At 58.3% G+C, this 18897-nt stretch carries 21 protein-coding genes; 19 read left to right on the top strand and 2 right to left on the bottom strand.

Going from position 1 to position 18897, the window contains the following annotated elements; translation table 11 throughout:
* From QP971_RS01480 to QP971_RS01545, 14 genes are all read left to right on the top strand, one after another.
* The coding region (locus QP971_RS01480) for a hypothetical protein (protein WP_284810652.1) at nt 1-218 on the top strand (218 nt) is incomplete at its 5' end.
* A gap of 79 nt (nt 219-297) precedes the next feature.
* Nucleotides 298-1107 carry a tetratricopeptide repeat protein gene (locus QP971_RS01485; RefSeq protein WP_049378090.1) on the top strand — a complete coding sequence of 270 codons (810 nt, stop codon included), beginning with the start codon at nt 298-300 and terminating at the stop codon, nt 1105-1107.
* Nucleotides 1107-2090 carry an HAD-IIA family hydrolase gene (locus QP971_RS01490; protein WP_284788713.1) on the top strand — a complete coding sequence of 328 codons (984 nt, stop codon included), beginning with the start codon at nt 1107-1109 and terminating at the stop codon, nt 2088-2090. The genes QP971_RS01485 and QP971_RS01490 overlap by 1 nt, the downstream gene beginning before the upstream one ends.
* A complete protein-coding gene (locus tag QP971_RS01495) occupies nt 2081-2242 on the top strand; it encodes a hypothetical protein (RefSeq protein WP_162837280.1) in 162 nt (53 codons plus the stop codon). The genes QP971_RS01490 and QP971_RS01495 overlap by 10 nt, the downstream gene beginning before the upstream one ends.
* Nucleotides 2242-3048, top strand: coding sequence for a TlyA family RNA methyltransferase (locus tag QP971_RS01500; RefSeq protein WP_269954268.1), 807 nt, complete (start codon nt 2242-2244; stop codon nt 3046-3048). The genes QP971_RS01495 and QP971_RS01500 overlap by 1 nt, the downstream gene beginning before the upstream one ends.
* Nucleotides 3045-3929 carry an NAD kinase gene (locus QP971_RS01505; protein ID WP_049378093.1) on the top strand — a complete coding sequence of 295 codons (885 nt, stop codon included), beginning with the start codon at nt 3045-3047 and terminating at the stop codon, nt 3927-3929. The genes QP971_RS01500 and QP971_RS01505 overlap by 4 nt, the downstream gene beginning before the upstream one ends.
* Entirely contained in the window at nt 3929-5599 is a 1671-nt protein-coding gene (recN, locus tag QP971_RS01510; RefSeq protein ID WP_049378094.1) for a DNA repair protein RecN, read from the top strand. Before QP971_RS01505 ends, recN begins: the two co-directional genes overlap by 1 nt.
* A gap of 19 nt (nt 5600-5618) precedes the next feature.
* A complete protein-coding gene (gene steA, locus QP971_RS01515; RefSeq protein ID WP_284810654.1) occupies nt 5619-6770 on the top strand; it encodes a putative cytokinetic ring protein SteA in 1152 nt (383 codons plus the stop codon).
* Between the two features lie 3 nt (nt 6771-6773).
* Nucleotides 6774-7676: a copper transporter gene (locus QP971_RS01520; RefSeq protein WP_284788709.1), complete on the top strand. Its 903-nt coding sequence runs from the start codon at nt 6774-6776 to the stop codon at nt 7674-7676.
* A 3-nt stretch (nt 7677-7679) separates the two neighbouring features.
* Nucleotides 7680-8318, top strand: a complete 639-nt coding sequence (locus QP971_RS01525) for an NUDIX domain-containing protein (protein WP_284810657.1) — start codon at nt 7680-7682, stop codon at nt 8316-8318.
* The gene (gene xerD, locus QP971_RS01530) at nt 8315-9205 is read left to right on the top strand and encodes a site-specific tyrosine recombinase XerD (protein WP_225746990.1); all 891 of its coding nucleotides are present in this window, start codon (nt 8315-8317) and stop codon (nt 9203-9205) included. Before QP971_RS01525 ends, xerD begins: the two co-directional genes overlap by 4 nt.
* A 12-nt stretch (nt 9206-9217) precedes the next feature.
* Complete coding sequence (locus tag QP971_RS01535; RefSeq protein ID WP_049378099.1) at nt 9218-10225, top strand: hypothetical protein; 1008 nt, start codon at nt 9218-9220, stop codon at nt 10223-10225.
* Nucleotides 10226-10352: 127 nt separating this feature from the next.
* Nucleotides 10353-11225: a ParA family protein gene (locus QP971_RS01540; protein ID WP_049378276.1), complete on the top strand. Its 873-nt coding sequence runs from the start codon at nt 10353-10355 to the stop codon at nt 11223-11225.
* Between the two features lie 6 nt (nt 11226-11231).
* On the top strand, nt 11232-12029 hold the full coding sequence (locus QP971_RS01545; RefSeq protein WP_049378100.1) for a segregation and condensation protein A: 798 nt from the start codon (nt 11232-11234) through the stop codon (nt 12027-12029).
* On the opposite strand, the gene QP971_RS01550 is transcribed toward QP971_RS01545, so the two are convergent.
* Nucleotides 12026-12592, bottom strand: coding sequence for a GNAT family N-acetyltransferase (locus tag QP971_RS01550; protein WP_049378101.1), 567 nt, complete (start codon nt 12590-12592; stop codon nt 12026-12028). The two genes, QP971_RS01545 and QP971_RS01550, sit on opposite strands and share 4 nt — an antisense overlap.
* An 88-nt stretch (nt 12593-12680) precedes the next feature.
* On the opposite strand from QP971_RS01550, the gene scpB reads away from it, so the two are divergent.
* The 5 genes from scpB (at nt 12681) to QP971_RS01575 (ending at nt 18012) form a co-directional block, all read left to right on the top strand.
* Nucleotides 12681-13235, top strand: a complete 555-nt coding sequence (gene scpB / locus QP971_RS01555) for an SMC-Scp complex subunit ScpB (RefSeq protein WP_049378102.1) — start codon at nt 12681-12683, stop codon at nt 13233-13235.
* Nucleotides 13236-13290: 55 nt separating this feature from the next.
* Nucleotides 13291-14202, top strand: a complete 912-nt coding sequence (locus tag QP971_RS01560) for a pseudouridine synthase (RefSeq protein ID WP_284810659.1) — start codon at nt 13291-13293, stop codon at nt 14200-14202.
* The gene (gene cmk, locus QP971_RS01565) at nt 14202-14897 is read left to right on the top strand and encodes a (d)CMP kinase (protein WP_049378104.1); all 696 of its coding nucleotides are present in this window, start codon (nt 14202-14204) and stop codon (nt 14895-14897) included. Before QP971_RS01560 ends, cmk begins: the two co-directional genes overlap by 1 nt.
* On the top strand, nt 14890-16470 hold the full coding sequence (gene der, locus QP971_RS01570; protein WP_049378105.1) for a ribosome biogenesis GTPase Der: 1581 nt from the start codon (nt 14890-14892) through the stop codon (nt 16468-16470). Before cmk ends, der begins: the two co-directional genes overlap by 8 nt.
* 156 nt (nt 16471-16626) lie before the next feature.
* Entirely contained in the window at nt 16627-18012 is a 1386-nt protein-coding gene (locus QP971_RS01575; protein WP_284810660.1) for an anaerobic C4-dicarboxylate transporter, read from the top strand.
* Nucleotides 18013-18014: 2 nt separating this feature from the next.
* Here QP971_RS01575 and QP971_RS01580 read toward each other — a convergent pair whose 3' ends face one another.
* Nucleotides 18015-18815, bottom strand: coding sequence for a class I SAM-dependent methyltransferase (locus tag QP971_RS01580; RefSeq protein WP_284810661.1), 801 nt, complete (start codon nt 18813-18815; stop codon nt 18015-18017).
* Nucleotides 18816-18897 lie beyond the last annotated feature (82 nt).

Raw genomic sequence — 18897 nt, forward strand, 5'->3', positions numbered from 1 at the left:
CGCATCCTGGTCAAATTTTCTTGGCATATTCCAGATTTTCCCATCTACTCAAACGGAACAAAACCTGGGACACTTCATGGGGCCTGCTATTCGTTGTCTACGGCATTCTAGGCGCGCTGCTTGTTCCTTTTGGTATCACCCGCTTTTTTACGGCGTGTGTTTGGGTTGGTGTAATGAGCAATGTTTGGGTAACGCTGCGGCAGTCCGTAAGGATCTAAATTCCGGCTTTTTGTTTGTGGGTTGTAGAATAGGGCGGGTATTTCTGTGCTAGTTCCAACCAAGAAAGGGTAGGGCTGAATGTCGGAGCGCAATCACAATGGGCGGGGCGGACGTGACCGTAAGCCACGCAATAACAAGGGCCGTGATTTTAAGGGCGGTTCCCGGAAGAAGAAGTCTTTTTCGCCGCAGCGCTCCGGTTACCGTGAGGAACGCATTAACCGTCGCATGAGCGACCCAGACATCCCGGCAGAGGTAGATGTCAACGACCTAGACCCGATGGTGCTGCAGGACCTGAAGTCGCTATCGAAGGAGAACTCCGAGGCCGTCGCTAAGCATATGATCATGGCTGCGACCTGGATGGAGGATGATCCTAAGCTCGCATTGCGGCATGCGCGTGCCGCTAAAGACCGCGCTGGCCGAGTCGCAATTGCCCGTGAAGTCAACGGAATTGCCGCGTATCGCGCCGGCGAGTGGAAAGAAGCTTTGGCTGAGCTGCGTGCCGCGCGCCGCATTTCCGGTGGCCCCGGAATGCTCGCTGTAATGGCTGATTGCGAGCGCGGCTTGGGCCGCCCGGAAAAGGCGCTCGAACTAGGCCGTGCGGAGGAAGCATCGGAACTTGATGAAGAGTCCAAGATTGAGCTGGCCATTGTTTTGGCCGGCGCCCGCCTAGACATGGGTCAAGCTGAGTCCGCGGTTGTCACCATTCAGCGCGCACATCCCGACCGCGATGCCCGCGGGGTAAGCGCGTGCCGTCTCGCTTATGCCTACGGTAATGCTCTGCTAGAAGCAGGCCGGAAGGAAGAGGCTCGGGATTGGTTTGAGCACGCAGTTTCTATTGATGAAGGCGACTGGACCGATGCTGCCGAGCGCCTTGAGGAGTGCAAGTAGTGACAGTCCTAAGCAAGCACGATGCTCTTCTTCTCGATCTCGATGGCACCGTGTGGGAAGGTGGTCGCCCGCTTTCTAACGTGGTGGACGTCATCAACACCTGCGGCGTGCCGGCAGTGTATGTGACCAACAATGCTTCGCGCAGCCCACAGGCAGTGGCGAAGATGCTGGAGGACATCGGTCTCACCGCGGGTACGGAACAGATCGTTACCTCTGCGCAAGCGGTTCTCCAACTAGCAGCGGAAGAGGTCCCAGCTGGGGCGAAGCTGCTTATCATCGGTGCCGATCCCCTCCGTGACTTGGCCCGCGACATGGGCTTTAAGGTAGTCTCCAGCGCCGATGACAAGCCTGCTGCCGTAGTGCAAGGCTTTGACCGCTCGGTTGGCTGGGAGCACTTGACTGAAGGTGCCTTGGCTATCCGCCAGGGAGCCAAGTTCTTTGCTTCGAATCTCGATACCTCTCTGCCAATTGAGAGAGGTCTTGCTGTGGGAAATGGTTCTTTGGTTGCCGCCATCCAGTCAGCCACCGGGGTAGAGCCGGTATCTGCTGGCAAGCCCGAGCCGGCCATGTTTACTTTTGCGGCAAAGCAAATCGGCGCGAAGAAGCCACTTGCTGTGGGCGACCGTCTGGATACTGATATTGCAGGTGGTAACTCTGCTGCAATGGATACCTTCCATGTGCTCACCGGCGTTTCTGGTGAGTTAGAGCTGATCGAGGCACCTGTGGAGGCACGCCCCAACTTCATTGGAGCAGGGATGCACGAGCTGGCCCTTCCTGTCTCCGTTGCTCGTCCCGGAGCACAGGGTGGATTTACGGCGCGGTGCGATGGCCATGACCTTCTGCTTGAGGGCGGCGACGAAAAGTCTACCTCCGTTCAAGCATTGCGCACCGTGTTGGAAGTCGCATGGGCCATGCCGTCACCGCCGCGCTATATTCAGCCGCGTAGCGAACGTGCGGAAAAGGTTGTTGCGCAATGGCGGTAAAGCCACACGACTTTCGAGCCGTCAAGGAGCCGGCAGAGATCGATGCGGAAGTAGCAGAGATCCTTGGAGAAGACGCAGCGGATTTGTCCGCTGAAGTAGATCAGCTTGATCGCGCTCACAATGTGTTGCGCGATGCATTGCAGGAGAATTAATGCCCCCTCAACGTCGTAGGTTAGATGCGGAGCTGGTGCGCCGAAAGATTGCGCGGTCACGTGAGCAGGCACGGGAGATGATTAAGTCCGGCCGTGTCACGGTTGGTGGCTTCAAGGCGCACAAGCCGGCGTCGATTGTAGAGCCCGAGGTTTCCATCAAGGTAGAGGAAGCCGAAGAAGACAAGTGGGCTTCACGTGGCGCTCACAAGCTTTTGGGCGCCTTGGCGGCGTTCGACGTCGACATGAACGGCCGCATCCTCGATGCCGGCGCTTCTACCGGTGGTTTTACGGACGTGTGCCTTGAACACGGTGCGCAGGAAGTGCTGTCTGTCGACGTTGGCTATGGGCAGCTGCTATGGCGCCTGCAAAACGATGATCGCGTAACCGTTTTAGACCGTACGAATATCCGGAATTTAACGCTGGAGCTTACCGACGGCCCCTGCGACGGCATGGTAGGCGACTTGTCCTTCATTTCCCTCCGCTTGGTTTTGCCGGCCATTGTGGATTGTCTGAAGGACGGCGCTTGGTTGTTGCCTATGGTGAAGCCGCAATTTGAAGTGGGCAAAGAGCGCCTCGGAAGCGGTGGAGTGGTTCGTTCGCCGGAGTTGCGTAAAGAAGTTACTAGGGAAGTCGCTGAATTTGCGTTGTCCCTGGGGCTTAGCATGCATGGGGCTGTTGCATCCCCGCTGCCTGGGCCAAGCGGCAATGTGGAGTACTTCCTGTGGCTGAAAAAGGACGGTCAGCCAACAGATCTGGCTAGAGTGGAAGAAATGATTGACCGCGCAGTCGAGGAAGGCCCGCAATGACACGTGAGATCCTGTTGGTGCCTCATGCCAACCGGCAACAGAACTTGGAGGCTACGTCGCGTGCGGCAGAACTCCTACAAAGTGCGGGAATTACTGTTCGAGTGTGCGCGGACGAAAAGGTACTGCCGGGATTAAAGCATGTACCTCACACTGAAGATGCGGCCGCAGGGTGCGAATTGGTGTTGGTTTTAGGCGGCGATGGAACCTTCCTCCGTGCCGCCGACATGGCGCGTGCCGTAGATATTCCGGTGCTGGGCATCAATCTAGGCCACGTGGGGTTTCTGGCTGAGTGGGAGGTCGAATCCCTAGATCAGGCCCTAGTGCGGGTCATAGATAAGAGGTACCGCATTGAGGATCGACTCACCATCGATGTCACTATCTTTGATGAGGAAGGGACCCTTCTTAACCGCAGCTGGGCTTTGAATGAGGCTTCGGTAGAAAACCAAAACCGATCCGGCGTGCTAGATGCAATCTTGGAAGTTGACCGCCGGCCGGTGTCGTCCTTTGGTTGCGATGGGGTGCTAATTTCCACGCCTACTGGGTCGACTGCCTATGCGTTTTCGGCTGGCGGCCCAGTGCTGTGGCCCTCCCTCGATGCGATTTTGGTAGTACCGAATAACGCGCATGCGCTGTTTACCAAGCCATTGGTTGTATCTCCCAATTCTTTAGTAGCCGTCGAATCAACTATGCGTACGACACCGGCGACCGTGATTTTGGACGGTTTTCGTGAGCTCGCAATGCCCCCAGGAGCTCGTGTGGAGGTCGTGCGAGGCGCGCGTCCGGTGCGGTGGGTACGCTTGGATGACCAACCTTTTACTGACCGTCTAGTCTCGAAGCTGCGCCTGCCCGTAGAAGGGTGGCGCGGGCCGAAGGAGAAGTAGTGCTCGTCGATATTTCCATCAATGATCTGGGTGTTATTAGCCAGAGCTCTGCGGAACTATCCGCGGGCCTTACCGTGCTTACCGGTGAAACCGGTGCGGGTAAGACCATGGTGGTTACTGGTTTAAGGCTCTTAGCCGGTGGTCGCGCGGACGCCTCCCGGGTGCGCGATGGCGCGAAAAAGGCCGCAGTAGAGGGGCATTTTTCTTCCGCAAAGGACTCGATCCGTGAGTTGGTGGATTCGGTAGGCGGAGAGCCCGACGAAAACGGAGAATATATCGTTTCGCGCACAGTCTCCGCCGCGGGAAGATCGCGGGCCTATTTAGGCGGCCGCGCAGTACCGGCTGCAACCCTGGGCGAGTTCGCGCGCGAGCTTATCACGGTCCACGGGCAAAATGATCAGCTGCGTTTGCTCGCGCCCGAAGAACAACTGGGCGCGGTAGACCGTGCGGATCCGAAATTGGCCCGTGTGCGGGAGCGCTATACCGAGGCCTTCAAAGAGTGGCGCAGCCTCGCCAAGGACTATAAGCGGCGTACGGAGCAGCGCCGCGAGTTGGCGCAGGAGGTTGACCGCCTGCAATTCGCCGTCGATGAGATCGATGGCATCGCCCCAGAACCCGGCGAGGACGAGGAACTGGTGCAGCTGGTTCGCAAGCTGCAAGACGTCGATGGGCTGCGCGAGTCCGCGGAAATCGCGTTGGCTTCCATCGATGGTACCGAGGAACTGGAAGAGGCCGCCTCGGCACTGCTAGGCCGGGCGGTTTCTGCCTTGGCGGGATCCACCGATAAGGAATTGGCAGCCCTGGGCGAACGGCTCGGTGAGATCTCGTCGCAACTGGGCGATATCTCCGGCGAGCTCGGTGGGTATCTAGCCGGGCTGCCGGCGGATCCACACCTGTTGGAAAAGTCCCTCCAGCGGCAGCAGGAACTGCGCACGTTGACCAGGAAGTACGCGGGGGATATTGATGGAGTCGTAGCTTGGCGCAATGAGGCTGCGGCAAAGCTCGAGTCTATGGATACCTCTACAGAAGCCCTAGAGGAGCTGAAAAAGCAGGTCAAAGACGCTGAATCGGTGATGATTGAGCGGGCAGGGGAGCTGACAAGGGGGCGTCGGAAAGCGGCGAAGGCCCTAGGCGAGCAGGTAACGCAGGAGCTCCACGGCTTGGCCATGCCAAATTCGACCTTGACGGTCGAGCTTACGCAAGCGAAATATTCTAAGTCCGGCGCAGACGCGGCCGAGCTGCAGTTGAATGGTAAGCCGATTGCCTCTGCTGCCTCGGGCGGCGAGCTCTCTCGCGTCATGCTGGCCTTGGAGGTCGTGCTGGCAGACGAGGACGGCGCCACCTTGGTCTTCGATGAGGTCGATGCCGGCGTGGGCGGACGCGCAGCGGTAGAGATCGGCCGCCGCCTGGCGCGCTTGGCCGTGCATAACCAAGTGATTGTGGTAACACACCTGCCACAGGTCGCAGCGTACGCGGATGCGCACCTGCATGTATCGAAGGAGAAATTTACCTCTGGCGTGGCCGAGCTTTCACAGGAGGAGCGCGTAGAGGAATTGGCCCGCATGCTGGCGGGGTTGGACGATACCGAGACCGGGCGCGCGCACGCACAGGAGCTTTTTGACCGCGCGCAGGAAGAAGCATCCGCGCGCCTCGCCCACTCGAAACCATAATCACGCCACAATAGGGTTCATGGCTCTGTTTTCCCGTAACCCCGAGCAGCCTGGTGCACTGCGCGATTGCACTCCAGGCGCTAAGGGGATGAAAAAGTTTAGTGAAGGCGATGTCGCCGTAATTGATGCGGCCAATATCTCTCGCCACGAGGCTCAAACTCTCGTAGACCTTAAGCCCTCCGCCGTCATTAACGTGGCGGAATTTTCTACCGGCACAGTCCCTAATTATGGCCCGCACATGTTGCTTGACGCCGACGTTACCCTCCTTGAAGGCGTGGGGCAGTCCTTTGTTTCCGAGTTCAAAGACGGCAAAAAGGCGCGCATCGGGGAAGACGGCACCGTCTTTAGCGGCGATAAAGCACTCGGCACCGGCCGCGTGGTAACCCGCGAGCGAGCAGAAAAGAACTTCACCGCAGCGCAGGGCGCGCTGATTGACCATATGGAATCCTTCTTTGGCAATTCCATTGATTTCATTAACTCGGAAGGCCCGCTGCTTATCGACGGCCTCGGCGTCCCTGCTTCCGGTTCCGAAATCGCCGGCCGGAAGGTTGTCCTCTTTTCGCCTACCGATAGGCACCGCGAACAGCTCAAGCAGCTGCGCAACTTTATTCGCGAGTATGAGCCGCTGCTGATCGCAGTGGGAACGGCGGCAGATTCCTTGCTGGCCCAAGGGTATAAGCCAGATTTCATTATCGGGGATCCCAATGGCGTGAGCGATGAAGCTCTGCGTTGCGGCGCCCGCGTAATCGTTCCTGCGAACCCGGAAGGGGAGGTAGAAGGCCTCGACCGCATCCAGGACCTCGGCATCGGCGCGATGACTTTCCCCGCAGCAACACACTCAGGTACCGACCTAGGCCTGCTCTTTGCTGATTACCACGGCGCGGGTCTCATCGTGCAGGCCGGCGGCGGGGTAGACCTCGATGATATCTTTGCTGACCGCACCAACCCCTCGGCCGTGCTGTCTCGCCTCAAGGCCGGTACGAAGGTGGTAGACGCCGATGCAGTGATCAATCTCTACAGTGCGCCGTCCTCCAACCTCGGCTGGTTGTGGGCAGTACTGGGAATCCTGGTTGCCATTGCGGCAGTCATCCTCATCGTCGGTTTCGGCGGCAGCCAGGACTTTGCCAGCAACCTTAGCGAAACCTGGTCTAGCCTCTTTGGGGGCGCATAAGGCATGGCAAAGACTGAGCTTGTAGCAGGCTTGGGCTTCGGCGCCGCGGTAGGCGTAGCCTTGGGCGCCCTGGTGATTGCGCCAAACCTGACCACCAGCATGGCAGACGACGACCCAATCCGCGAGGAGCACCGCAAGGTGGTCCAAGACAATAAGATTCTGCAGACCCAGAATGAGGCCAGCGACAAGATCGTGGCCGATTCTGGTGCGGAAATGGTTGACGGGACATTGTCGCAGCGCCCAGTACTCATCGTGACCACCGATGACGCCAATGGCGGAGACGTGGACGCGATTCGGAAGCTCTTGGAGTCTTCCGATGCCACGGAGGCCGGCGAGATTAAGCTGACCAAGGACTTCTTGCGCCCCGAAACTAAGGACAAGCTGCTTCCCATCTTGAAAGATATTGCGCCCAAGAAGGCAGATATCAAGGACTTGGATTCTGCAGGAGCCCTCAGCGGTGAGGTCCTGGGTACTGCGCTGTCTATGGATCCTGAGAGCACGAAACCTTTGGCCTCGGTAGACGAGCGTGCAGACGTGCTCCATAAGCTGCGCGACGAGGGCTTTATTGATTACGAGGACGGCACCATCGTGCCTGCCCAGGCCATCATCGTGGTCTCTGGAAATGGCCTGCGAGGTTACCCGTCAACCGCGCTGGCAGAATTTGCCACCGGGTTGGATGAGGTCAATGGGTCCGTGGTGTTGAGCGGGCGCACCAAGCAGACCCAGGATGATAAGGCGCTAGCCCAAGTGCGTGATCAGGACGCGGAGCTGTCTACGGTCGATAGCACAGAACGGGCAGTGGAGCGCATTGCGGTCATTCTGGCCACCCAGGAACAACTTGATGGTGGCCAGGGTGACTATGGCGCCACCGAAACTGCTGACTCCGCCTTGCCGGGAAAGGAATAGCCCATGGCGCATGATTTCAAGGTGCTTGATTCGCAGCTGCTTGTCGACGCCCCCATTCTCGCCCTCCGCCGCGACGAGGTAGTCATGCCCGGTGGCGTTTCTGCCTCCCGGGAAGTAGTCGAGCACCTAGGTGCTGTGGCCGTCGTGGCAGTGGACTCAGACGAGCGTATTGCGATGGTGTATCAGTACCGCCACAGCGTAGGAAAGCGCCTGTGGGAACTGCCAGCGGGATTACTCGACGTACGCGGTGAGGATGAGTTGACCGGCGCCCAGCGTGAACTGCAGGAGGAGGCCGGCCTGAGCGCGCAGACGTGGTCCGTGTTGACGGACCTTGTGACTTCGCCGGGTTTCTGCGAGGAGGCGGTTCGCGTATTCCTTGCCTCGGAGCTTTCCGACGTCCCCCGTATGGAGGCTACCGGTGACGAAGAAGCCGATATGGAAATCGCCTGGGTGGGCCTCGATGAGGCCGTTGAGAAGGTACTGCGCGGTGACATCGTCAATTCCATCGCCTGCAGCGGTATCTTGGCCGCCTACGCGGTGCTGCGCGGCGGCAAGAGAACCCGCAGCGTGGAGGAGCCGTTCGACCTTCGACCGACCTCAATGAGCTCCCGCCGCACGGGCGCGGACCTAAAACAGCTGTGAGTGCGCTCGAAAGCATTGCGCAGACCTGGCTTAATCATCTAGCAGTCGAGCGCGGCGTTTCCGCCAATACCTTGAGCAACTATCGCCGCGATGTCCGCCGCTACCTTGCCTGGCTGGGGGATAACGGGGTAGAGGATTTGCGGTCGGTGACGCGACCGATGGTAGAGGCTTATCTTAAAGACCTGCGCGCACACATGGCTGTGTCCTCAGCCAACCGAGCGCTCATCGTTGCTCGCGGGCTGCATAAATTTGCCGTGTCAGAGGGCATAGTGGACGTCGATGTCGCGGTTGAGGTAACTCCTCCGTCAACCGGGCAGCATTTGCCTGAGACATTATCGGTAGGCGAGGTCACCGCCCTCATTGAAGCGACTACTACTGAGACCCCAGTAGATGTGCGCGACCGTGCCCTGCTGGAGATGCTCTATGGCACCGGCGCGCGAATCTCGGAAATTATCTCCCTAAACGTTGATGACGTGTCCGCCGCGCAAGAGGTAATACGCCTGCGGGGCAAGGGAGACAAAGAGCGGATTGTGCCAGTGGGCTCGCATGCCCGCCAGGCTCTCGATGCCTACTTGGTGCGGGCTCGTCCAGCGCTGAGCAAAGGGAAGACGCCGGCGCTGTTTCTCAATACCCGCGGTGGGGCTCTATCGCGTCAAAGTGCATGGACTGTGTTGAAGACGGCAGCGCAGCGGGCGCAATTGGGAAAGTCCATTTCTCCGCACACGTTGCGGCATTCTTTTGCGACGCACCTGCTTGAAGGCGGCGCAGATGTGCGCACCGTGCAAGAATTGCTGGGACATTCCTCGGTGACAACAACGCAAATATATACTCACGTCACTGCCGATTCCTTGCGCGAGGTGTGGCGCACTGCGCATCCCCGTGCCTAAGAAAGGACCTATATGTTTTCAACTCGTGTAGCTGGTGCGGTGCTATCTACCGCCTTGTTTTTCCCAGCGGTGGCACACGCCCAGCTGCCGCCGGAAGTAGAGGCTGCTATTGCCGCTCCCATTTCGGTTCCTGCCGGCCAGACCACGACTGTAAGCTTGCCCGTGCCGGCCGAAGCTAGCTACTCCGGCGATGGATGGAGCGTGTCTGCCTCTGGTACCTCCGCTACCATCACCGCCCCAGCAGAAGGCGGCCAAGTCTCGGTTCCTGTCTCCGCCCAAGGCATGAATGCGACCCTGACGCTGGTAGCCGATGGGTCGGTTGCGCAGGAGGACATTCAGGAAGAAATTGATGGCGCGGAAGGCGGACCGGCCCCAGCTCCAGCGCCGGATTCGGGCTCTGATAAGCCGACTGGAGGTGACAATGCTCCAGCAGGAAAAGATGCCGAGAGCGGAGATGGCAAGCCCGCGCCGTCGAAGGAAAATAGCAACTTGCCGGTTGTTCCAGGTGAAAAGCCGGAGCGCAAGCCTGCTGGGGAAGCCAACCTTGAAGGCGCGGAATACGTCAACCTTGAATCCAAAATCGAAGGCAATACTATTACCGCGAAGATGGGCTTCAAGCAGGCCTTTGACCTCTACCAGCAGTTCAAGGACACGCAAGAAAACGACGTCACGCTGCGTTACCTCGATGGCGAGGGCAATATCATCCAAGGCGTAAAGCGTGACGTGGATGCCTCTTCTCGAACCCTCACCTTGACTTATCCGGAGGGCGAGGCGCCTGATAATCCCTTTATCATGCAGTTGCTTCGCAATGACGGTTCTGGGGCCGCACTCATCGTCACCCTACAGGACCCTAACTATCAATCCGCCGCGGAAAACCTCGATGAGCGCCAGCGAAAGGAACCCAAAGAAGAAGACGGCGGCTCACATTTGGGCTGGATTATTGGAGGGGCAGCTGCGGCGGTACTCATCGCGCTCATAGCTCTGGTGGCAATCCGCAAACGCCGTTCCAGTCAACGCTAAACACTTGATATAGACTAAGTCTCGGTACTTTTAACCTGTAACGGGTACGCTTTAATGACAACGTTGTAATCAACCCTAAGCCAAGTGTCATGGTCCGGAACTTGGCGTCAAGGAAGCAGGTGTGACTGTGAGCGAAGAGGGTCTATTTTCTGCCTCTGACGTAGAGGTGGGGCTGACCGGTCGTCCTATCCGTGAGTTACCGGAACCCGCACCCTTGGAAAAACATGGGCCGGCCACCATCATTTCGATGTGTAACCAAAAGGGTGGCGTAGGTAAAACCACCTCAACCATCAATATGGGTGCCTGCTTGGCGGAATACGGCCGTAAAGTCCTCTTGGTTGACCTTGACCCCCAGGGTGCGCTTTCGGCGGGTCTCGGGCTCACGCATGACGATATCGAGGACACCATCTATGACGTGATGCTCGATAGTCACACTTCTATTCATTCCGCTATCCAGCACACTGGGGTACCGGGCTTGGATCTGGTGCCGGCGAATATCGACCTTTCCGCCGCGGAAATTCAGATGGTCAATGAAGTCGGTCGCGAGCACACCCTTGCCCGCGCCTTGCGTCCGGTGCGCCGCGATTATGATTTCATCATTATTGACTGCCAGCCCTCCTTGGGCTTGCTTACCGTCAACGCCCTTGCTTGCTCACAGGGTGTGATCATCCCTATGGAGTGCGAGTTCTTCTCCCTGCGCGGTTTGGCGCTGTTGACCGATACCGTGGAGAAGGTTTCTGATCGCATTAACTTTGACCTTGAGGTCATGGGAATCCTAGTGACCATGTTCGATCGCCGGACCAAGCACGCCCGAGAAGTGATGTCCCGAGTGGTGGATTACTTTGGCGATAAGGTCTTTGACACAGTCATTACCCGGACTGTTCGATTCCCAGAGACTTCGGTAGCCGGAGAGCCGATTACTACCTGGGCACCCAGCTCCCCGGCCACACAGCAGTACCGGAACCTGGCCAAAGAGGTCATCGAGCGCTCGACCGTTTAAGGTATCGTGACCCAGCCGGAGATTACGGGCTTTCGCATTGCACTGCGAAATTTTGAAGGCCCTTTTGACCTGCTATTGCAGCTTATTCAGTCCAAGAAGATGGACGTGACGGAGGTTGCGCTGTCAGAAGTAACGGACGAATTTGTGGCGTATACACGCCAGTTGGGCGCATCTGCTGATCTGGATGAGACCACTGATTTTTTATTGGTGGCAGCCACGCTTTTGGATTTGAAGGCAGCGCGGCTTCTGCCGCGCGGTGATGTCGACGATATTGAAGACTTGGAACTGCTGGAGTCGCGAGACCTCCTTTTTGCCCGTCTGTTGCAGTACAAGGCTTATAAGCAAGCAGCGGACCAATTCTCCGTGTGGCAGCGCGAGGCGCAGCGCAGCTATCCGCGTGCGGTTTCCATCGAGGAGAAGTTTGCGGAACTTTTGCCTCCAGTTTCGCTCGGCCATACGCCGGCCAGTTTTGCCGAGCTAGCGGCGGGCGTGTTCCGTCCCAAGCCGCCGGAGGAGGTGGCAACCGGTCACGTGCACGCTGTAGCAGTATCGGTACCAGAGCAGGCCGGCAAGATTTTGGAAACACTCAAGCTACTCGGCGCAGGTCAATGGACCAGCTTTGGTGCACTAACCCGCGACTGTACGGTTTCTATGCAGGTAGTGGGGCGTTTCTTGGCCCTGTTGGAGTTGTACAAAGCCAAGGCGGTTGATGCACAACAAGAAGAAGCGCTGGGTCAGCTGGACCTATCGTGGACAGGCCTAGATGTTGACCCAGCGGTAGTTGCCGCAGCGAACTGGGACTAACGGCGCTGCTGGATGAATTTCAGCGTCTCGGGGGAGAGCTCGCGGTCTGAGTAGACACGTACGTCTGGTTCCTCGGGGTTGTCCTCGGTTCCTATGCGGCGCCCTTCCCATACCTGTTGGAGCCCTTGCTTTTCGATGACCCGGATGGACGCCGGGTGGTTTGTCGTAACGCGGGCCGTGATGGGGGAGTCGGGATCAACTTGGCGGATACTCTTTAACCCCGCCGAGGTGATCTCTGTGGCAAAGCCTGAACCCCAATGGGCGGGGCGCAGGCGGTATTTGATGTCCCAGAAGTTTCCATCTTCGACGAAGATGGCGCCGCCAACGCCGACGAATTCCGAAGGGTTATGGCGCAAATAGGCGGCCCAAGGCCCGAAGTGGTGGGCATCCCATGACTGGGAGGATGCTTGTGCGAGTGCGCGGGTGGTGCGGATATCGGCGAAGCGCCCGTTGGGGCGGTGGCTCCAGATGCGTCCGTCGCTGTAGACCTTGTGGGTCTCTTCGGTATTTGCGGCGGACAGCGGGATGAGGATGAGTCTGTCGGTGCGAGTGATAGTTTCCATGACAATATGTTACACGCGTCACAGACGGAACCGAAAGTGATTTGGAGAATTTTCAGCAATATTTTCTTCTCCAGTAAACTCGGGCGCTATGGATCTTCCCCTCATCTCGCAGCTGCGTTCCCGTCTTGAGTCCATATTGCTCGTGCTCGACTCCCCAGCCTCTGTGGAGTCATTGGCGCGTGCGCTGGGGGCGGAAAGGGACGTCGTCAGTGATTGCCTGCGTTCTATTCAGCGGGAGTTGGATAGTCGCGGTTCTGGTATTGACCTGCGCGAGACCCAGGAGGGGTGGCGCTTTTATACGCGCACCGACAATGCCGGGGCAGTCGAAGAATTTCTCTTGGATGGCGCCCAAACCAAACTCTCCCGCGCTGCCCTGGAGACTTTGGCGGTAGTGGCCTATCGCCAGCCCGTTACTCGCCAGCAGGTGGCGGCGGTTCGCGGCGTCAACGTTGACGGTGTTATGCGAACCCTTAACCTGCGTGGATTGGTCCGAGAGTTGCCGCAGGATGATTTTGAGGGCTCCGCTCACCGGTACGAGACAACAGAATTGTTCCTCGAGCTATTGGGGATCGATTCTTTGGAGCGCCTGCCAGACTTGGCGCCGCTGTTGCCTGACGTAGAGGCGATCGACGAAGAGTACTAGCGTGGGGTAGGATTGCCCAGGTAATTTCATATCTTCGAGAGAAAAGGACACGTACGTGACTCCTCCCGCTCGCCGTGACGGCACACCGGATAAGAAGCAGCGAGACAGTGACATCATTGTCTCCAATGCTAAGCCGGCCCGTCACCAGCATGTGTCAAAGAAAAAGCAGAAGGCTACCGCAGAATCCGTAGCCCGCGAATTGGGCGCCGATTGGCTGGTCGATGAAGACAAGCCCAAGGGAGAGCGCCTCCAAAAGGTGCTCGCCAAGGCGGGCGTCGCTTCCCGCCGCCACGCAGAAATCCTCATCGATGCCGGCCGAGTTGAGGTCAACGGCAAGATCATCGCCAAACAAGGCGTCAAGGTAAATCCCTCCGTTGATGTCATCCGAGTAGATGGTGTGCGCGTCAATGTCAATGAAAAGCACGAATATTTTGTGCTCAATAAGCCGCGCGGCATGCAGTCCACCATGTCTGATGACCTAGGGCGCCCGTGCGTGGGTGACGTGGTTTCAGAAAAGGTCGCAGCCGGCCAGCGACTCTTTCATGTCGGCCGCCTCGACGCTGATACGGAAGGCCTGCTCATCCTCACTAATGATGGCGAGTTAGCCAACCGCTTGATGCATCCTAAGTACGAGGTGACTAAGACCTACCTCGCCACTGTATTGGGTGAGGCCGATAGGAAGCTCGTGCGACAGCTCAAGGAAGGCATCGAGCTGGAAGACGGACTGGCAAAGGCCGACTTTGCTCAGGTAGTTGATACCAACCAGGGGTATTCGCTGGTGCGTCTCGAGCTGCATGAAGGCCGCAAGCATATCGTGCGCCGCATGTTGAAGGAAGCGGGCTTCCCCGTGCAGCGCTTGGTGCGCACCAAGCTGCATACAGTCCAGCTGGGCGATATGAAGCCTGGCGGCCTGCGTGCCCTCAATTCCAGCGAGCTGACTAGCCTGTACAAGGCGGTGGAGATGTAATGATTTCTAATATGCCGAATGAGGGTCTCATCCTAGCCGTGGATGGCCCATCTGGAACTGGAAAGTCGACCACGTGCCGTGCGCTGGCCAAGCAGCTGGATGCAAAGTACGTCGACACTGGTGCTATGTACCGAGTGGCAACGCTTGCTGTGCTGCGTGAAGGCGTCGACCCTGCTGACACCGCCGCGGTTATTGCGGCTACGGCCAATCTGCCCTTGGGGGTATCCGATGACCCGGACTCCACCGAGGTTCTCCTCGGTGGCGAGGACGTCTCGCGCGTTATTCGAGAAGACGAAGTCACCCGTAATGTTTCCGCCGTATCTGCCATTCCGGAGGTGCGCGAGAATCTGGTTGCGCTGCAGCGCAAGCTTGCCCGCGAGGCTCACCGCGCGATTGTAGAAGGACGCGATATTGGCACTGTGGTGCTTGCCGACGCCCCCGCAAAGGCATTCATGACTGCCTCTGCCGAGGTCCGCGCGCAGCGCCGCCAAGCCCAGAATGAAAAGGCGGGCATCGCTTCGGATTACGAGACGGTACTTGCGGATGTCCAGCGCCGGGACGCTGCGGATTCTTCCCGCAAGACCTCACCACTGCGCCCAGCGGAAGACGCAACCCTAGTCGATACCTCCAATATGAGCCCAGAGGATGTGCTGGAAGCTCTGATTAACGTGGTAAAGGAGTCTGCCAATGACTAATCACGATCCCCAGGAAGAGTCGGAGACTCAGTTTCATTACCCAGCCGGTAAGTTCGATGATGAGGTGGTAGAAGCCTCTCCTGGTTGGGCCGCCGATGATTTCAATACCGAGGAATTCGACTATGACTTCGATGACTCGGAATTCGGAGAGGCCGATTATGGCGACGATGCGCACGCAGAAGAACCTCTGAGCGAAGAGGAGTGGGAAGAACTCTCCCGTGCTTTCGGTGTGGAATCCGATGATCACACCGAGGAAGCATTGTGCACGGTGGCCGTAGTCGGGCGCCCAAATGTAGGTAAGTCCTCCTTGGTTAACCGTTTCCTTGGCCGCCGCGAAGCGGTGGTAGAGGACCACCCAGGCGTTACCCGTGACCGTATCTCCTATGTTGCGGACTGGAATGGCCAGCGCTTTTTGGTGCAGGACACCGGTGGCTGGGATCCCAACGTGAAGGGTATCCATGCGGCGATTGCCCGCCAGGCAGAAGTCGCCATGGAAACTGCCGATGTCATCGTTATGGTGGTTGACACCAAGGTGGGCATCACGGAGACGGATGAGGTTATGGCCCGCCGCTTGCAGAAATCGCCTGTGCCAGTGATTTTGGTATCGAATAAGTTCGATTCCGATAATCAGTACGCAGATATGGCGGAATTTTATGCCTTGGGTTTGGGCGATCCGTGGCCCGTATCCGCCCAGCATGGCCGCGGCGGTGCGGACGTGCTCGATGAGATTCTGCGGGTCTTCCCTGAAGAACCTCGGCAGACCGCGATTACCTCTGGACCTCGCCGCGTCGCATTGGTGGGCAAGCCTAACGTCGGCAAGTCCTCGCTGCTGAATAAGCTCACCAGCGAGGAGCGCTCCGTGGTCGACAACGTCGCGGGAACCACCGTGGATCCGGTGGACTCTCTAGTGCAGCTGGATGAGCAGCTGTGGAAGTTCATTGATACCGCGGGCCTGCGCAAGAAGGTAAAGAATGCGCAGGGGCATGAGTACTATGCGTCCTTGCGCACCCGCGGCGTAATCGATGCTGCTGAGGTCTGCATCATGCTTATCGACGCCTCTGAGGAGATCTCCGAGCAAGACCAGCGCGTGCTCAATATGGTGCTCGAGGCGGGTAAGGCACTGGTGATTGCGTTTAATAAGTGGGACCTCATGGATGAGGATCGCCGCTACTACCTGGACCGCGAGATTGATCAGCAGCTGAGCCACTTGCCGTGGGTTACGCGTGTGAATATCTCCGCGGAAACGGGCCGCGCGCTGCAGAAGCTGGAGCCGGCCATGATTGAGGCACTGGAAAGCTGGGATCAGCGTGTGTCCACGGGCCAGCTGAATAACTGGCTGCGTGAGGCTATCGCGGCTAACCCGCCGCCGATGAAGAATAACCGCCTGCCGCGCGTATTGTTCGCCACGCAGGCCTCGACTCAGCCGCCGACCATCGTCTTGTTTACGACGGGCTTCTTGGACGCGGCGTATCGCCGCTACCTCGAGCGCAAGTTCCGCGAGCGGTTTGGCTTCCACGGAACGCCTATCCGCATCGCCGTGCGAGTGAGGGAGAGGCGCGGAAAGAAGCGGTAGCAGTATGCCCGTTACGCTGGGATTATAGCATCCAGGCGAGCGATTTTTACACCGGACACGGTGTGAGAATTCGCTCGCCTTTCCGTTTATGTCCGGTTATGTGGGGCTGAATAGGATATAACCAGTTAATCATTCTCTCGTGATGGAAGGCTCAGCATGCTAGCCAGCGTAATTGCGCCAGATTCAATTCTGGCCATCGTGCTCCAGGTCATCATCATCCTCAGCGCCCTGCTATTGGGCACTCGCTATGGTGGTATAGGACTTGGTCTTATTTCCGGCATCGGTTTGATGCTCATGGTCTTTGTCTTCGGCCTCGCCCCGGGTGAGCCGCCGGTGTCCGTGATGCTGACCATCATTGCGGTCATTGGTTGCGCGGCCACCTTGCAACAGGCGCGCGGCCTGGAAGTGATGATGCAATTTGCCGAGAAGTTTCTCCGTGCCCACCCAGAGCGCATTACCATCCTCGCGCCGCTGACCACTTGGTTCCTGACGGTACTGTGCGGTACGGGTCACGTGGTGTACACGATGTTTCCGATCATCGAGGATATTGCCCTGAAGAAGGGCATCCGTCCAGAGCGTCCCATGGCCGTGGCATCGACGTCGGCTCAAATGGGTATTACGGCTTCTCCAGTGTCTGTGGCCACCGTATCCCTAGCGTCCATCATCGCGGAAAATGCCGGCGCTATCGATCACGCCTATTCCATTCCGCAGATCCTCATGGTGGCTATGCCCGCCTCGCTTGCCGGTGTCATTCTTGCCTCGCTGTGGTCGCTGCGCCGCGGCAAGGACTTGGACGAGAACCCAGCATTCCAGGAGCGAATGAAGGACCCGGAGTTTGCAGAAAGCATTCACCAGTCCACCGGGTCGCTCATGGATGAGGAATTTTCGCCAGAAGCAAAACGAGCGGTAGTTATCTTCCTCGTGGCTATCGCCAGCGTGGTGGCGCTCGGTGCGTTCGAATTCCTGCGCCCGCTGGTCCCTGGCGATGATGGCGAGTTGAGCCCGCTTTCGATGAACCTGGCTATCCAAATGGTCATGCTTGTTGCCGGCGCAATCATCCTGCTTAGCTGCAAGGCTGACCCGAAGAAGATCGCGTCCACGCCAGTCTTTAAGGCCGGTATGACCGCAGTATTCTCGGTCTTTGGTGTGGCATGGATGGCAGATACCTTCTTCGAAGCCCATATCGATGCCCTGGAGTCCAACCTCGGGTCCGTAGTGGAGGCCGCCCCGTGGGCCTACGCGGTGGTACTGGTCATCGTGTCCAAGCTGGTTAACTCCCAGGCAGCCGCCCTAGTTGCCATCGCTCCGATTGGCCTGCAGCTCGGCATCGATCCCGCCATCATCGTTGGTTTCTACGGCGCAGCATACGGCTACTTCATCTTGCCAACCTACCCTTCCGATCTAGCCTGCATCGGCTTCGACCGCACGGGCACTACCCACATTGGCAAGTTCGTCATCAACCACTCCTTCCTTGTGCCTGGAGCGATTTCGGTCTTCACCTCCTGCGTGGTGGGCTCGCTATTGGCGCAGGTCCTGCTCTAATCCTAATCCCGTACCAGCACGAAGGCATCCGTGCGGTACGGGATGCGTAGTTTTTGCCCCGGTTTAAACCCCATGTGCTCGTAGAGGTACCAATCCAGGTTGTGGGTCATGCGTTCATGGATGGCCTCGCCATTGCGCAGCCAATAGGATCGGGTGTGCATCAGCTGGTGAAGCTGTTCGGGGGTAAGTTCGTGTTCCCAGGTCAAGCGCAATTCACGGTCTAAAACCCACGGTGCGGTGTAGGTGGGGTAAAAACCCGGTTTGTGCACGTCGCCAGAGTGCATTATGCGCGAGAGCCGCAGGATCCAGGGGTCCGCGTTGACATCAAGCGTGTTCCACACCAGGAGAATCTTCCCGCCCGGCGCGAGGACGCGGTCAAGCTCTGCACAGACGGCTGGTACGTCGACCCAGTGCCAGGTTTGGGCGAGGCAGGCGGCGTCTAAGGAGGCGTCGGCAAGCGCGGTGTTTTCGGCCGTAGCACGAAGGACTGGCAGGTGGAGCTGCGCTGCGAGGATTCCAGCCATATCGGCGGAAGGCTCTAGCGCAAAAACCTGAGCATTGGGGAGGGACGCGGTGAGTTTTCCAGTTCCGGCCCCGATATCGGCAACGGTATGGGCGTCAGCGATAAGGGCAGAAACCTCGTCCGGATAGCCGGGGCGCACATCGTGATAGGTGCTCGCGCCGTGACGGAAGGCCTGAGCGGAAGCGGTGCGTTGTGCGGCATCGCGGAAGCCAGGGCCTTGTCTAGTGGAGGGCTTGCGGTAGCTAGGGAAGTGGCTGGGATTGGGGCGGCGAGTCGACATAACCCATCTAACCTACCGCGAATTAGAATGGCTGCCTATGAGGACACTTCCTGCACCATCAGATCCCAGGTGGCTGCTAAAG

This window comes from Corynebacterium marquesiae, from assembly GCF_030229635.1.
GTDB classification, from domain to species: Bacteria; Actinomycetota; Actinomycetes; order Mycobacteriales; family Mycobacteriaceae; genus Corynebacterium; species Corynebacterium marquesiae.